We start from the raw sequence: 15,967 nt of genomic DNA, 5'->3' as shown, positions 1-15,967 counted from the left end.
AAAGTATCACATAAGCATTTTTTTCGCTCAAAATCGCCTTCTAGAGAAAAATAAGCAGGAGCAGCGGTGCGAAGCTTGACCCTGATAAATGATTCGAGACGAACGAAAAAGCGCAATCCTTCTCAATTAGAGAAAAATTGCACTTTGTCTTCAGTCTGAATCGACTAACTTCAGGTGGTCTTTCGTGTATCTCTTACTTTTCACTCGACTTATCCTGCAGGGAGCGCTCTACCAAAAGCACGAAAACGACTGCTGTTAGGACGCCAAGCACGCCTGGTAACACGGAAACGATCGGATCACTGAAAAAGGCAGTTGGGATAAGTACAGTCATTCCCCACTTCACACCCTTCAAGATCGCAAGCGAGAGAAGCAAGATTAGGAAGATTGTTTTCTTTTCGACACCTGTGAAAAATTGTCGTCCTGCTTTTTTATCAGTCCTTATACCGAGCCACGTTAACATATGTAGCACCTCTCTTCTCCTTTTTCTACGTTTCCACTAGACGGATCGGTTTCATGAATTACAAAAAAACCACTCTGAATCATGTCAGAGTGGTCCATCATGTTAAATGTCTAGTGTCTTGATGAAAGCTTTCAGCTCGTCACGCATCTCTGCATCTTTCAAGGCATACTCAATCGTCGTCTTGACGAAACCGAGTTTCTCTCCGACGTCATAACGGTTACCCTCGAAATCATACGCATAGACTTGGCTATCCGCATTCAATCGCTCAATCGCATCCGTTAATTGAATCTCACCGCCTGCCCCTTCTCCTTGATTCGCTAGATAATCAAAGATATCCGGTGTCAGCACGTAACGTCCCATGATCGCGAGGTTCGATGGTGCTGTGCCTGGAGCCGGTTTTTCGACGAATTTCTTCACGTCATACAGTCGTCCGTTTTGTGAAACAGGATCGATGATACCGTAACGATGCGTATCTTCCGGACGGACTTCTTGTACACCGATGACTGATTTTTCCGTCTGCTCGTAGACGTCCATCAATTGTTTGATTGCCGGATCATCCGACTCGACGATATCGTCCCCGAGTAAGACTGCGAACGGTTCGTTCCCGATGAATTGTTTTGCCGTCAAAATGGCGTGACCGAGACCTTTTTGTTCTTTTTGGCGGACATAGAAGATGTTCGCGAGGTTCGTCGAGAATTGAACCTTCTCGAGTAATTCCGTCTTCCCAGAGTTCTCGAGCGTGATCTCGAGTTCTTTTTGGTTATCGAAATGATCTTCGATGGCCCGTTTGTGTTTACCTGTGACGATGATGATATCTTCGATGCCGGCTTTTGCCGCTTCTTCGACGATATACTGGATCGTCGGTTTATCGAGAATCGGTAACATTTCTTTTGGCATTGCTTTTGTCGCAGGCAAGAAACGTGTCCCGAGTCCTGCTGCTGGAATAATGGCTTTCGTGATTTTCTTCATAACGTTCATCCTCTTCATCGTTCAAGTAGTAGGTTTAGTTGCTTAATTCTTCTAGTAATCGTCCGTAGTTCTTTACAGCCGTCTCGAGGTACAGCGATGGCTTCGTCTCGACGCGCTCGAGTGGTCGTTCGACGAGTTGCACCATCGCGGCAGCAAAAGCTTCCATGTCGTTCGCTGGAACGAGATAGCCGTTCTCGCCGTGGGCGATGATTTCGCGTGGTCCGTATTTGACGTCATAAGAAATGACCGGACAGCCGACATTGATACTTTCCATGACCGTCAGTCCAAATCCTTCAAATTCGCTCGTCAACAGTGAGGCTTTCGATTCCCGGAAGACTTCTGCCGGATTCGACGTGAAGCCGTGGATTTCGATATCGTCCTGTAAGCCGAGCTCCTCGATCAAACTCTCCATCATCGCCAGTTGCCCTTGTTCGTCCATGCCGTAGAGCACAAGCTTCGTCGCGTGACCGGATTGTTTGAAGATCGCATAACTCTTGATCAAATGATCCATCTGTTTTTGCAAACCGAATCGACCGATGAAACAGAATTGATCCTTGACCTGTTCGCGTCGTTGCGTTTGTTCTGGGACGATAAAGTGCGGAATGATGGAAATCTTCTCTTCCGGGATGTTATACCGCTCCAAAATGTCTTCTTTTTGGTGATTCGTCAGACTGATGAAACGTGTCACTTTATCAGATTCTGAGAACATCGTCGTATATGATCCTTTGACGGTCGAACCATCCAAGTGTGAGTTGTGAATGACCATGACTCGTTTGACATCTGCTTTGATGTTGAGAATCGAGCGGTCCAGTAAACGCGCATCGACGAACAAGACATCACCGTCTTTAAACAATCGATTGAAGTAATACTCAAATAAGTCCTTCTCTTTTTTGAACGCTTTGTACATTCTGCCATTCCGGTATAACTGAATCAAGATAAGCTTCGGGCGCGTCATTTCATTGTAGAACTTCTTACAATAGACATTGCCTTCCGAATCATATAACTCTTCCATCATCTTTCCATGATGGACCGGCGAATAAATCGTCTTCCGGTGCAATTGACCGTAGACGTTATATTCCCAGCGCTCGACTTTTTTACGGGAAGCGTTCGTCATGAAATCCTCGAATTCGACGACTTGCGTTTCAGGGTAAAATTTACGGTAGAGGACATATTCATCTTCCTCATCATAATAACGAACGGCGTCACTGTTTTTTTTCTCGACGCTTTTCAATCCTTCGATTTCGCGCGCTGTTTCTTTGATGATCGGTTTGTTACGAAAACGAGTCGTTGGAATACTTAACAATTTGTAATCTGATAACCAATCGTAGATATTTTCAAATTGTACTTTCGGACCGACCTTTTCTTCTGTTCGGAACAATTCGTAGACTTCCATGTAGTTGGCATTGTAGTTCGTCGTAACAATTGTTGAACCGGCGCCAAGTTCTTGTTCCATGAGTGCGATTCGACTCAATAACGACTTCGTTCTACCACCGTGTTTTGGTGGTAATGTCGATGTAACCGTATACAGCATCTGTCATTACTCCCCTTCACCCTTCAAGATTGATCTCTGTTTTTTTCTGTGAGTTCAACCTCTATATATAGCCGACTTTGCTTTTTCATAAACCTCTTGCGATATCAGTCGCATTTACCAATACAGTTTCTATTTATCTCCTTTTTTACGAGCAAAGTCAATCGGTTTTGCATAATATCCAATCATTGTCATGTTTCTGCAACTAATGAACTGTCGAAGATACGGTAAAGACTGTCTCTTTTCCAATACCCTTCAGCCGGAAGACTATACCGCATTGGTTTCCAATCAATCTACATCTTTGCAGAAATCGGAAGATATTGTATGGTAAGTGATGTAGTTTAAGAACGACTGAATCAGAGTATGAAAGGAAGCCATGCACCAATGAAAATCACCTGTCGTGATCATACGTTTTTGATCGAGAATCTGCCGCATCAAAGTCTACAGTTAGAGATCAATGAACAACTGATACCACTCCAAAAAATAGAGACAGCCTTTGTGCTATCGATTGATACATTGCTCGATATCTTCAAAAAAAAGAATCATCCTGTTAAATTCGTCGATGAATCCGGTAAACCGATTTCGTTCAAACATCTTTCGGAACCAATAGTCATCGCACCGAATAGCTACATCAAACAAGGGAAACATTCCTATTTCATTTTCATCGACCAAGACGACGAGCTCAGTCTGATCTATAACAAAAAACCGTCCATCATGAATTTTTATGATCAAGACGTCCTATTTGAGGGCATCACTCGTCAAGACGACGTCCTTCTATTGAAGTTTTCGTTTCACTCAAAGTATTTCGAAGTGAAACAGCCACATTGCTTCATTAAAATCAGACATCAGGAACAAAAAATCGCCCTGCCGATTAATCGCTTCAGCGTCACACCAGTTGATGCTCGTCGCTTCAAGACAGAGGTCGAAGCCGTGATCGAACCAAAACTCGTCGAGCAGTTACTCGGTGACCGGTATAACTACGACGCATTCAATGCGAACATCTATGACCTCATGTTCGGATTTACGATTCGTGAGATGCCGATCTCTGGTTTTACACCCCGGATTCGTCACTTCAAAAATCACCCGGAACTCTTGAACGATGAGCACTGGTTATCGCTTAATGAGCAACATGACGTGTTGGTCCGCCCCTATTCAACCGTGTCGGAACGCCTTGCGATGCGTCTAATCCCAGTGCCGGTCGAGACTGTCGAGTATTACGCAGACCCTCACCCGTTACTTGGACTGGATCCAAATAAGAAGACGATTATCTGTTTTGAATATCCGGATAAAGCACAAGATAACGGGATGATTTTCTTCAAGTATCTCGTCGACCAGCATCAGAAGCGCTTCAATATCTTCTACATCATCAGTCGGTCGAGTCCGGACCTCAAAAATCTTGTCGGATATGAGAACCATATCGTGTTCTACAAATCACCAGAAAACATCGAGGTCGTCCAAGCAGCAGACATTCTCTGCCATACGCATTCTTCAAGTTATGCCTTACCGTTCGCTACCTATCACACGGAAGCATTGATGCAAACGAAACAAAAGCTGTTCTTGCAACATGGTGTCATCGGATCAAAAGATGTCAGTCACATTTATGGGAAAAAGATGCCGCATCCATTTACCGACTTATTCGTCGTCTCCTCGGAGCGGGAAAAACAACTCATCGCCCGCGATTACGGTTTTCATCCTGACGAAATCATCGTGACGGGTCTCGCCCGATTCGACCACTTGATCACGGAACGATCACGTTGGCTCAAGCGATATAAAAACCGGAAAAAGCTGTTGATCATGCCGACGTGGCGACCAAAACTCGATACGTATTCAGACGAACAGTTCATGGAAAGCGACTATTACCAGGAGTTTCAAGCGTTGATCACGGACGAACGGGTGAAAAGCTTAGTAATGGACAACAAGGCCGAAGTCTCGTTCTATCTTCATCGCAATTTCCAAAAATTCAGCCACTTGTTCCACTCGGACTTCGTCGATGTCATCAGTCAGGATGCGTTCACAGTCAAGGAGCTACTTGAAAATCATCATGTATTGATCACGGATTATTCGAGTGTTGGTCTCGATTTTTCCTTGATGCACAAAAAGGTCATCTACTATCGCCCACCTGTCTTAGTTGGCGAAGATAACGCCGGCGAATCGACGGATTTGTTACCAGGAGACGTCATCGAAACAAGAGACGCCTTGATGGAATCACTACGCGAATCGAAAATGCCTAAAAAGTTCAAACGTCATCTCAGTCACATCTATGCGTTTGACGATACGAAAGCAAGTAAACGGATTTTCGAGGCGATGCAACATCATTTTCAGCTGTAACAAATGGAGCTGACTCAAAAAAGAATGACGCGTCTTTTCACGCCCTTTCCTCAGGCGAGACACAAGCCAGTTTTCCTGCTTCATTTAAGCAGGAAAGCGGGTCTTGTTTGTCTCTGACAGCGCATAATGCGCTTTTTCCTGTAGGAGTGGCGTGTGACGCGTCATTTTTACGAGAAAAGGGTGGCAGATCATCATTCTGCCACCCTTTTCTTTGTAGAGACCAACTTTTGAGTCAGCTCTTTTTTTCATCGACGAAATTCCAATGAGACCCCGTCGGCAATCTGGGAGGACTGTTTTAACAACTCCCGCTTCACTGGATCAATCCAGTAATACTGAATCCGCTCACCGAACGTAACGTGAACGCAAAGCGTCTCTACATGTTCGCCTGACTCAGTCGTCAATAGTTCGTGCCGCAGAGGATGCACCTGAATCGGCACCTCACGTCCGGAAACGGCACTAAAGCCGTTGAACGAAAGTGTCGAATCGACGGTTAGCGGTAATGCTCGCAACAACAATTCGATTGAAAATAGATCAACAGTTTCAGCATGAATCGACAGGACAGACTTTTCATGTCCTCGCGTGATCACGACTTCATCTCCCCCATACGATGCATACACGGTTTGGACACCATCTTGGTACTCGACGAATTCGAGTGGTGCATAGTCTTCAGCGTCAATCGTCAGACGAATCGTTCGATTGCCAATTTTTTCTGACACTAATTCTTGCTCCCGTACCAAAATGGACTGATGTGCTGTTTTTTCTAGCCGAATCGTTTCGTAGGTCTGTCCGATCTGAACCGATTCTCCTTGCTCTATCCAGTAGACCTGTTTTTCGTCTCGTCCCTCGATGAGGGGATAGGTCATCCCTTTTACATTCATATCTCATTCTCCCTTCCTAAGATTCCGGTGACTGCCAACCGATGAACCGCTGCTTGTCGGACTTGCTCCTGCGTTTTCGCTGTCGTATCAATCGGATGTACCGGAAACCGTTCAAACCAGTTTTCTTCAAGTTTCCAAAGCGGTTCGTGTTGTGCGAAAGATTGGCGCGTTCTTGTCTGATCGGCGTCGCGCCGCTCTCGTAAGAGATGGTCTGGTGCCCGTAAATAAAGAATCAGGTCGGACCGACATCTTCTTAATGCCTCTAGTTCTGTCTTTAAACGGAATTCCATATCCCAGTCATACCCATGTACCTGTGGATAATGAAGCGTATAAAATTCAAGATCTTCCGGACCACGATCTAATATGATGTGTCCGTCGGGAAAATGGCGAAACCGTTCGAGTTCCGCTTGAATGAACAAGCGCTGATTCTCAACGAATCCGTCTTCGGTACGGATATCTAATTCGAGCTCCTTTCTTTTTTGAACGATCGGATACGGATTTTCATAATAGACATGCAACTCCGGGTAAGCGTCTTCGAGCGCTTGCGCAAGCGTCGTCTTCCCGGATGCCATAGCCCCTTGGATCGAGATGATGGTTCTCATGAATGGCGTTCCTCCTACCTGTATATACTTAAGTATTAAAAAATATGAGCTGAGGTCTGGATTACTGATCAATTCCTTTAACCGACTTTGTTCAGCATCCGGGATTTGCTCAAGCGTCCTAAGAATGACCATGAGTCGTAACCAGTCTGCAAGATTCGATAGCTGGATTGACGAAACAGCTTGATAGCGGTCGAGGTATTCGCGACAGACGTATCGTCGCACCTCGTCCGTTACTGTTATTTCACCCGCTGTCCGTAGCAAGAGCAATGTCCGCGCGACATCCGCTATCGATGGTCCTATCGTCGCATCATGCCAATCAATGACGACGAACGTTTTATCTGCTGTCACGAGGATGTTCTGAAAATGAAAGTCTCCGTGGAGTAATCCTTGCTGTTGGGGAATGTGAAGCTTCTCTAACAGTCGTTCCGCCTTCAAGCGCAACGCAGGTGGTAGATGATGCACTTTTTGTTGGGTGACATCGTACCATTCTGGAGCTACACGCGATTGTTGCTGATGAATCCGTTGATGTAATGCCACGAAGGCGTTGAGAAAATCCGTTATTCGCTCCGGTTCAAACAACTCTAACAATTCGCTGCCGTCGATCCGTTGCATCTCGATGAACGGAGAGTCGTCTAATTCAAGAGCATATACGTTTGGTGTCGGGACAACCGTCCACTCGAGTTCTTCGAGCATACGAAATTCCCGCGTGATCCGTTCTGTTTCAATCGATGCTTGAAAGTATTTGCGTACACGTTCGTCAGAGATTGTCATCACGGTTGCGGTCGAACCTTTTTTTACGTTAGTCATCACGACATTCTCTCCTATCTCTTAGTTCTTTAGGTCGTTTCGTGAATCATCAAGGAATGTTCAGAGTGAAACGCGTCCCAGTGCAACAAAAAATCTTGAATGAACAGTTCATTCAAGATTTTTGTTTTACCCTTTGCTTCAAATGGAGACGTGATGCGCTGTCTGTTGTTTTTGAACATACTCCATCAAGATCGGTCGTTCCGGTGGATTTAGGTTTTCTGGTAGCTGATCGATAGCGAAAAAGCGTAATTCTGCGACTTCTGACGGTTCCAGAACCACTTCACCCGTATAAGCTGTACACAGAAATGCCGAGATGACATTGTAGACCTCATCCCCATGCGGATACTTATAGTAAAACGCATCACCCGAATAGACGTTCAATAATTCGAGGTGCTCCGCTTCAAGACCGGTCTCTTCCCTTAATTCTCGTTTTGCTGTCTCTTCGAGCGTCTCCCCAATCTCAAGCGCTCCACCAGCGAGTCCCCAACAACGATTATCTTGCCGAAGTTGTAATAAGACTTCTTGTTTATCGTTGACGACGATGACACACGCCCCTGCCATGACGAGTGGTCGTGTGCCGACGAGTTTGCGTAATTCTGTGATGTATCCCATGTCATTCAGTCCTTTTCCATTTAAATCACTCTCGTTCGGACGCGCATCCGTTTGAGCCCCGTCAATAGGAGACACAACAAGATGATGCCCGAAACGAACAGTACGAACGTATGAATCGTAAATAGGGAACGGAAATCGATTACGGCAACATTCTGCTGCACCTCAATCCAACTACTAAGTATGATTCCGCTGATTGCAAATAAGATGAGTACGCCGACCTGTCGACGCGTCAACGTAACATACGTCAAAACGCGCATGCCTTCACGGATCACGAACGGTAGGAGAACGAGGAGTGCTGCGACCGGTAAGATGACCGGGTCACCGCCTTGCTGAATCGGCATCGACCGGGTCAAATAGCCAAACAGAAAAAAGAAACCACATACGAATAACAATAATCCGAACGCGATACTCGCATTCATCGCTTTATTCATCTTACTTCCCTCACTTTTTAGAATAATGAATTATGAAGAAACGGCACTTTGATGCCATACGCCCGCTGCATCTAGCCGGACCCGATGTCTGCCGTCGAGTTCCATCTCGATCGGACTGACCTTCGCCGTCTTCGGTGAGAACAACCATGTCCGTCCTTCTGGGACGAGCAAGATATGCGTTCCATCCGCGACCGGTCCGAGGAAGTTGAGTGACGCGCCGTTGAGCGGACGTTCCCGTCGCTCGAGAACGCCGATCTCCGCTAACTGCTCACCGACTTCAAGCACATCTTTCACCGTCAGACTCATCTCACCGATTCCGAGGATGTCGGATACATCAAACGTCGGTTCCGCTTTAGATGGATTGATTTGATGCCGTGCGATCAGCTCCAAGACATTTTCATCTGGATCATAAAAATAGCAGGAATGCGAGTCCGTGAAGTCAAAATAAATCTCGTCCTGTCCGTCTTCGATCAAGAGTGGTGTCCGTTCTACGAGCCACGCTTTTCCTTGTTGGAAGACGTTTTCTGGAATGTTGAACGCCATATGGTACTGCGTATCAACATCGTCCGTCTGTTGATATGTCAGCTGATCGGTACCGATTTGCATCGTAAACGAGTCGTCCGTTTCCGAGACGAGCGGGAATCCGATCTGATTTATGTAAAAATCTTTCATTGCTTGTAGATGACGTGTCACAAGAATGGTTTTTGAAATGTTCATGCTGATGACCTTCCTTCATTTGCAGTAAAATTTATCAAAAAGCGATATGCTTTATTTTACCACTAATGGTAAAATCATGACGAATGTAAAGTCTGATTTTTCAGATATATTTATACCTGAGAGGATGTTTTGATGAAATTATTAATCGCCCAACCGAAACGCGAGACCGGGCTCGAGCAATTCGAACGTGAAATCGCCGCTTATCCTGAAGTCGACCTGATTGTCTATCCAGAAGGCTATTGTACGGTCGCAGAACTCGAACGCGTGCAACATCTTGCCAAGCAGTTCGAAACAGCCATCGTCCTTGGTTACAAGGATGAAGCGAATCTCGATCGCGCTGTCATCATCGATGCGACCGGGACGATTCTGCTTGATCGCGCCAAAACACCAGAAGCTGGACCGCTTTATACACCATCAACAGCAAACGACGGGTCATTCCGCTATGGATACGTCCTCTGTCGCGAAATCTTCTTAGGAAAAGACGGACTACGCGAGGAATCCGGACTTGATCTCATCTTCAACCCGATTGGCGTCGGCATGTTCAGTGAGGATCAGTATGTTGAGTGGTCCGGTGAAGCGCGTATCATCAGTCAGGCGCAACGAGCACTCATGATCGGAACGAGTCATGCCGATGGTTCGTACCGCAACTGTGGTTTTTCGATTCCGATTGCCTTCATCTATGACGAGACCGGTGAACCGTTGCTGTTGTCTCATAACGATACGCGGACACGTCTGTTTGATACGGTCACGCGTCACGTCGAAGTCGTCGGTACACCCTCTTTATCGTAAACGAACACACGCTTCTTCTGACTGGAAGAAGCGTGCCATTCCTTCAGGAGGTGCTCTTATGTCTCAAACAGGTCGTGAGTCATTCTTTTGGAAACGATACTTCTATGTCTTCTTTCCTTTGTTCATCTTCGGCGTTAGTCACGAATCATACCTGGTCGATAATCCGTTAGCTAACCTTGAGGACATCGGTGAGTTCTTCTTCTTCTTTTGCCTTTATCTGTTTAACTTTGCCGTCCTTGCCGCTCTTTTGACGAATCTGTGGTGGTTCTTCCTTCCGACAAAACCCGCTCATTCCGAAACCAATTTTTGATAGGAAACGAGTGTCGCCCGTTCGTTGAGCGGTTGACTGACACCCGTCAATCGGTAACCCATCTTCTCATAGAAATAACAGTTACGTGTCTCTTCGCGAATCGTCCGCAGTTCCCATGTCGTTGCAGCCGGATACGCTGCTTCAACGAGCTGTAATGCGCGTTGGGCGATTCCTTCACCTTGACGGGCTGGATCTAAGAACATCGGACTGATCGCGTAGCGACTCGGTGCTTTCGCAACGACACAAATCCCGCCGACGACGACATCGTCGACGATGATTTGATGAAACGTACTGCTCGGATGCGTGATCCGGTGAATGACACGATCGATCGATTCGTTCGCCGGATTCGTTGCAAAATCCTGATACCGCTCGAGCGTCTCTGAAAATGCCTCGATTTGAAGCGTATGAAGCTTCGGAGCGTCTGCAAGAGACGCTGTCCTTAATTGAATGTCCACTGAACCTCTTCCTCTCTTAACGGAACCACTCCCAAAATGGAGTGCCTTGCGCGACGATCAAGTAGTCGAGCCATCGCTCAAAGCCGAACGGCATCGCGTCTTCCTCCCATTCCTCGAAATTAAGAAATTCCCCACTCCAGATCCGATTTCCTGCCGGGCGATTCATCTCGTAGACGATCCACTCCCCGTCTGGTCCTGCGCCGATCGCTAAGAAGTTTTCGGGACATTCCCAAATCTCGCTATACGTCAGGCAATCTTCGATTGAAAAGAGTTCGAATCCATCGTTGTAGGATAACGTTTCGTGTTGAAACAGCTTCGCCCCGTTATGTTGACGCAAGAACGCCTGATAGTCGTCTGCCGTCCACTCAGGTAACAGCGCGAGCTGTTCGTCCGTTGCTCCTCGGTTAAAGATGAAACGTTCTCGTGCTACTTCCCCTTCTTCCTTTTGGACCTCTAACAAACCGTCGACGAGTCGACCTTTTAATGCTTCTAATGCAATCATGTTCTTCTCCTTAACAATATTCTTTCGTTGGTGTGAAAGAGACACCGACATCGTGTCCGCCTAGCTGAACATCCCCTGCTCCTTGTAGCGGTTCAGTTCGCACGGACGATAAGGCAAGGTGTTTGAATAACAAAGGCTCAAACGTCTCGACGATCGGTTGGAACGTCGCATCGACCGACAAGACGAGATCGATTCGGGCGTCCCGCGATAACGCTTGTGCCTTCCGTTCCGACTGGATATAACGGACGAGCTCCCGCATCCAGCGTTCCTGCTCCAGTGCTTCCGTGATCCGTGTATCGAGCGTCACGGTGAGTCCACCACTCGTCGCAGCAGCAAAGCCTGTCTTGACGATAGGTTCGACGATGACGTCCGCTTGACGCACTTCGACTTCATCGCCTGATGCGGTCCGGTAGATCAATTTTCCGATCTCGAGCAAGTCAGAAGTCTCCTGTGCAGACAATTGTTGTAGCCATTGATGGATCGCGTTCGCTTGCTGTGCGAATTTTGCTCCGGCTGCGCGGAAGTTCAGTTTAAGACGGAACCGTGTCGTCGCTTGCGTCGTCGGAACGATTTGGACGTCTTTTACATTCAGTTCCTCTTGAATAATTGCCGTATAGTCCGCCCACGAAAAGGTTTCGCTCGATTGGACGCCTAAGCTAGCAAGCGGTTGTTTGACTTTTAAGGCGTGCGTATTACGAACTTGTCGTCCTAACTCGACGACAGAGACAACCTGTGCCATTTCGTATTCCAGATCAGGTCGGAGCATCGATCGATCGGCAACCGGATAATCCGCTACATGTACGCTCATTCCTGTTAATCGCTGATAGACATCATCGGCAAGGTATGGCGTGAACGGAGCGAGTAGTCGTGCCGTCGTCGAAAGTGCGAAGTGGAGCGTCGTGTACGCGGCTTGTTTCTCTTCCGACCAGTTAGCTTGCCAGAAACGTTCCCGAGAACGGCGGATGTACCAGTTACTGATCTCATCGACGAGTTGCGCGAGACTCCGTGCTGCTTGAGTCAATTGATAATCGTTCATCGCATCCGTCACGTCTTGCGTCGTTTGATGGACACGCGAGAGCAACCATTCGTCGAGACGCGTCCGTTTTTGCGGACGTGAGCCATCAAATCCGTCCAGTTCTGCATACGTCAGATAGAACTGGACGGCATGATCCAGTGTATCGACTAGTTTTGATTTTGCTTCTTGGACGATCCGCTCAGCAAACCGTTTCGCACTCCACGGACTGCTGTCGACGAGTAGCGCCCAGCGCAGGCTATCAGCACCATATGCTTCGATCAATGCCACCGGGTCGAGGGCATTCCCACGACTCTTCGACATCTTCTGCCCGTTCTCATCGAGGACGTGCCCGAGTGCGAGGACGCGCTTATAAGCAGACTGTCCCGTGAAGAGTGTCGAGATCGCTTGCAAACTGTAGAACCAGCCCCGTGTCTGATCGATGCCTTCGATGACGACATCGGCTGGATAGCGGTTAAGCGTCTGCGTCTGCGTCTGCGTCCGTGACGGATAATGCTGTTGCGCGAACGGCATCGCTCCGCTATCAAACCAGACATCGATGACTTCTGGTGTCCGGTGCATCACTCCCTGACACGTCGGACACGAGACCGATAACGCATCAACGTATGGTTTATGCAACTCGACGGATTCCGTCGATGTCGTCGTCCGGTGCAACAACTCAGCCTTGTTTTTTGGAACGAACATCGTGTCACACGCTTCACACTCCCAGACGTTCAGTGGTGTACCCCAGTAGCGATTGCGACTGATGTTCCAGTCGACGAGTTGCTCAAGGAACTTCCCGAACCGCCCTTCCTTGACGTGATCAGGGTACCACGTCACAGACGCATTGTTCGCAAGGAGTTGTTCCTTGACGGCCGTCGTCTCGATGAACCAGTTGTCTTGTGCGTAATAGAGCAGTGGCGAGTCACATCGCCAACAATGCGGATAGCTGTGCGTATATCGTTTTTTCGCAAACAAGCGTCCCCGTTCAGCGAGCAGCTGGATGATTGCAACGTCTGACTCCTTGACGAATCGACCAACGAGTGGTGGAACGGCATCCGTGTAACACCCAGCAGCATCGACGACATTAACGAATGACAGACCGTTTTCCCGGACGACCCGGTAATCTTCTTCCCCGTACGCTGGAGCAAGGTGGACAAGTCCGGTTCCGCTCGTCGCTTGGACGAAGGACGCCCCGACGACCGTGTGACCGTTCTCTGGCGTCACGAAATCAAACGGTGGTTCATAACGCAAGCCGACGAGTTTCGCACCGAGCTGTTCGGATACGACCTCGACGGATTCTGAGAACAGTTCAGCGACTAACGCTTTTGCGACAATGAATCGCTCTCCTTCAAACGCTACCGTGACATACGTCAATTCCGGATGAACCGCCACCGCGACGTTTGCCGGTAACGTCCACGGTGTCGTCGTCCATGCAAGTAGAAACGTCTGCTCCATGTCGACGATCGGAAGTTTGACCGTCGCCGATAAGTCCGTCACGTCCTGATAGCCTTGCGCGACTTCATGGGAACTGAGTGACGTCTGACAGCTCGGACAATATGGTGACACGCGGTGTCCTTTCGTCAACCAGCCTTTGTCATGGATCGTCCCAAGGATATGCCAGACGCTTTCGATATACTCGTCCTTCATCGTCACGTAAGGATCATCCATGTCAACCCAGTAGCCGAGTTTTTCCGTGAAGGCACGCCATTGTGTTTCATAGGAGAAGACACTTCCCTTACAGCGTGCGATGAATGCTTCAACACCATAGTCTTCGATCGCTTGTTTGCCGGAGATGCCGAGTTGTTTCTCGACCCCGAGTTCGACCGGTAGTCCATGTGTATCCCAGCCGGCTTTTCGTTCGACCCGGAATCCTTGCATCGTCTTATAGCGGGCGACGGTATCTTTGACGGTTCGTCCGAGCGCATGACCGACGTGGGGTAAACCGTTCGCAGTCGGCGGTCCTTCGTAGAATACGAATTCCGCTTCCGTGCGTTGCTCAATCGATTGTGCGAAGACTTGGTCTTGTCTCCATCTGTTGCGGACACGCTCCTCGCGTTGTTGTACGGTTTCTGCTTGGTTTAGTGACGTCATCTCTTGTTCTCTCCTTTGTCGGTAACTAAGAGAATACAAAAAAGTCCGCCCCCTTTGACAGGGACGGACTTCACCGCGATACCACCCATATTCCGTCGAGAATGCTTATTCTCGACAGCACTTAGTTGCACACTATCATGTGCATTCCATGTAACGGTGGACACCCGGTCACGCTTACTGAATGGTTCAGCGTGACTTCTCAGAGAGGATCTTCATGATTGATCTGGCTACCGGTTCTCAGCAATCCCGGTTTTCTGTAAGGCAGAGGGACAATCATTACTCTTTCTCGTCAACGAAATGATATGCTCTTGTTGTGGAGAATCTTACCATATGACTTAAAGACTGCACAACAGCTTTTTACATTTTCTTGCAAAGGAGATTTTTGAATGTTACATACTTTCCCAACGCTTAAAACGAACCGTCTCGTCTTACGCGAAGTTTTACCCGAAGATGCTACAAGTGTCCTCGCTTATTTATCAGACGAACATGTCGTCAAACAGATGGGGCTCGCTCCGTTCCAATCAGAAGCAGACGCGCTTGAAGAGATTGACTGGTACGCCTCGATTCGTCGCGAAGGCTCGGGTATCCGGTTCGGGATTGCGTTGCAAGAAGACGATGTCATCATCGGCAGTTGCGGTTTCTTGAATCAAGCAACACGTCATCAGCGGGCAGAACTCGGGTTTGAGTTGAATCCTGCCTATCAGGGACAAGGCATCGCGAAGGAAGCAGCACTTGCAGTCATCACATATGGGTTTGAGGAGCTCTCTTTAAATCGTATTGAAGCACTCGTCTTACCAGAGAATTCCGCTTCACAACGATTGCTTGAACGGCTTGGTTTTCAACGCGAAGGGTTGCTTCGTCAATATGAGAAAACACGTGGTCAGTTCGACGATCTGTATATGTACTCGATTTTGCAGAGTGATTGGTCTGTCTAAAATCTCACTTTAGGTTCTTCGACTCTAACTTTTTGATCCGTCGGTAGACTTCTTCTACTTCTGTTTGCGCAAACCAGGCATCGGGATGCTTTTCAAACATCAACAAATTGATATACCATTCGATGTTATCAGGATCTAATTCGACTGCTTTTTTTGCATGGAATAAAGCGATTACGCAAGCTCCCTCGAGATGGCAAAGTGGATGTAACATCAATGAAGACGTCAAATCATGTATCTCGCTTGATTCATGGTGTTGGAGTAAATAATTCATAAAGGCATATATCGTGAGATGAAACGTATCAAACCCTGCACTCAGGATCATGTTGGATTGCTCTTCTTTTGTTAACTCTAAAAATAATTTCGCTGCTTTCTCGAAATCCATCTCGGCAATATGTTTCCTTAATCGGTACTCTAATTCCGTCACGGTGATTCCCTTCCTCCATAAAAAATCGCTGTTAATTGGCACTTGCACTATTACCCGAGTCATCTCTCCCAGTAATGTATCTAACATCCGTTGCAGAAGATCGACTGCCATTTC

At 47.6% G+C, this 15,967-nt stretch carries 16 protein-coding genes and 1 other annotated feature; of the genes, 4 read left to right on the top strand and 12 right to left on the bottom strand.

From position 1 onward, the window contains the following. Positions 1-193: 193 nt before the first annotated feature. The 3 genes from AC3B4V_RS03300 to AC3B4V_RS03290 form a co-directional block, all read right to left on the bottom strand. A complete protein-coding gene (locus tag AC3B4V_RS03300) occupies positions 194-469 on the bottom strand; it encodes a hypothetical protein (protein WP_488377744.1) in 276 nt (91 codons plus the stop codon). Between the two features lie 93 nt (positions 470-562). Next, complete coding sequence (gene galU, locus AC3B4V_RS03295; RefSeq protein ID WP_064300048.1) at positions 563-1,429, bottom strand: UTP--glucose-1-phosphate uridylyltransferase GalU; 867 nt, start codon at positions 1,427-1,429, stop codon at positions 563-565. Positions 1,430-1,463: 34 nt separating this feature from the next. Then, a complete protein-coding gene (locus AC3B4V_RS03290; protein WP_488377743.1) occupies positions 1,464-2,960 on the bottom strand; it encodes a glycosyltransferase in 1,497 nt (498 codons plus the stop codon). Between the two features lie 381 nt (positions 2,961-3,341). Here AC3B4V_RS03290 and AC3B4V_RS03285 point away from each other — a divergent pair, with 381 nt between their 5' ends. Beyond that, positions 3,342-5,285, top strand: coding sequence for a CDP-glycerol glycerophosphotransferase family protein (locus AC3B4V_RS03285; RefSeq protein WP_488377742.1), 1,944 nt, complete (start codon positions 3,342-3,344; stop codon positions 5,283-5,285). A 245-nt stretch (positions 5,286-5,530) separates the two neighbouring features. Here AC3B4V_RS03285 and AC3B4V_RS03280 read toward each other — a convergent pair whose 3' ends face one another. The 5 genes from AC3B4V_RS03280 to AC3B4V_RS03260 all read right to left on the bottom strand — a co-directional run bounded on the left by AC3B4V_RS03280 (position 5,531) and on the right by AC3B4V_RS03260 (position 9,332). After that, positions 5,531-6,163, bottom strand: a complete 633-nt coding sequence (locus tag AC3B4V_RS03280; protein WP_488377741.1) for a DUF3108 domain-containing protein — start codon at positions 6,161-6,163, stop codon at positions 5,531-5,533. Beyond that, a complete protein-coding gene (locus AC3B4V_RS03275; protein ID WP_488377740.1) occupies positions 6,160-7,572 on the bottom strand; it encodes a phosphotransferase in 1,413 nt (470 codons plus the stop codon). The genes AC3B4V_RS03280 and AC3B4V_RS03275 overlap by 4 nt, the downstream gene beginning before the upstream one ends. 138 nt (positions 7,573-7,710) lie before the next feature. Beyond that, positions 7,711-8,184 carry an NUDIX hydrolase gene (locus AC3B4V_RS03270; protein WP_488377739.1) on the bottom strand — a complete coding sequence of 158 codons (474 nt, stop codon included), beginning with the start codon at positions 8,182-8,184 and terminating at the stop codon, positions 7,711-7,713. A 20-nt stretch (positions 8,185-8,204) separates the two neighbouring features. Next, a complete protein-coding gene (locus AC3B4V_RS03265; RefSeq protein ID WP_488377738.1) occupies positions 8,205-8,615 on the bottom strand; it encodes a hypothetical protein in 411 nt (136 codons plus the stop codon). 30 nt (positions 8,616-8,645) lie between these two features. Continuing rightward, entirely contained in the window at positions 8,646-9,332 is a 687-nt protein-coding gene (locus AC3B4V_RS03260; protein ID WP_488377737.1) for a VOC family protein, read from the bottom strand. A 132-nt stretch (positions 9,333-9,464) separates the two neighbouring features. On the opposite strand from AC3B4V_RS03260, the gene AC3B4V_RS03255 reads away from it, so the two are divergent. Together AC3B4V_RS03255 and AC3B4V_RS03250 are read left to right on the top strand one after the other, a co-directional pair. Further along, positions 9,465-10,121, top strand: a complete 657-nt coding sequence (locus tag AC3B4V_RS03255) for a carbon-nitrogen hydrolase family protein (RefSeq protein WP_488377736.1) — start codon at positions 9,465-9,467, stop codon at positions 10,119-10,121. 58 nt (positions 10,122-10,179) lie between these two features. Then, positions 10,180-10,431 (top strand): hypothetical protein, encoded by a 252-nt coding sequence (locus AC3B4V_RS03250; RefSeq protein ID WP_406748010.1) that lies wholly within the window; start codon positions 10,180-10,182, stop codon positions 10,429-10,431. Here AC3B4V_RS03250 and AC3B4V_RS03245 read toward each other — a convergent pair. The 3 genes from AC3B4V_RS03245 to ileS are packed head-to-tail and all read right to left on the bottom strand — an operon-like array spanning position 10,410 to position 14,494. Beyond that, the gene (locus tag AC3B4V_RS03245; RefSeq protein WP_406748011.1) at positions 10,410-10,886 is read right to left on the bottom strand and encodes a GNAT family N-acetyltransferase; all 477 of its coding nucleotides are present in this window, start codon (positions 10,884-10,886) and stop codon (positions 10,410-10,412) included. The two genes, AC3B4V_RS03250 and AC3B4V_RS03245, sit on opposite strands and share 22 nt — an antisense overlap. A gap of 16 nt (positions 10,887-10,902) precedes the next feature. Beyond that, on the bottom strand, positions 10,903-11,388 hold the full coding sequence (locus tag AC3B4V_RS03240; protein WP_406748012.1) for an SMI1/KNR4 family protein: 486 nt from the start codon (positions 11,386-11,388) through the stop codon (positions 10,903-10,905). A gap of 10 nt (positions 11,389-11,398) precedes the next feature. Beyond that, a complete protein-coding gene (ileS, locus tag AC3B4V_RS03235; protein WP_488377735.1) occupies positions 11,399-14,494 on the bottom strand; it encodes an isoleucine--tRNA ligase in 3,096 nt (1,031 codons plus the stop codon). Positions 14,495-14,550: 56 nt separating this feature from the next. Continuing rightward, positions 14,551-14,796, bottom strand: a binding site (T-box leader). Between the two features lie 84 nt (positions 14,797-14,880). On the opposite strand from ileS, the gene AC3B4V_RS03230 reads away from it, so the two are divergent. After that, entirely contained in the window at positions 14,881-15,429 is a 549-nt protein-coding gene (locus AC3B4V_RS03230; protein ID WP_488377734.1) for a GNAT family N-acetyltransferase, read from the top strand. Between the two features lie 4 nt (positions 15,430-15,433). Here the strand turns inward: AC3B4V_RS03230 and AC3B4V_RS03225 are convergent, their stop codons facing one another. Further along, positions 15,434-15,964, bottom strand: coding sequence for a hypothetical protein (locus tag AC3B4V_RS03225; protein WP_488377733.1), 531 nt, complete (start codon positions 15,962-15,964; stop codon positions 15,434-15,436). Positions 15,965-15,967 lie beyond the last annotated feature (3 nt).

This window comes from Exiguobacterium sp. E17S (genome assembly GCF_057772545.1).
This window is presented reverse-complemented; position numbering and strand designations above follow the sequence as displayed.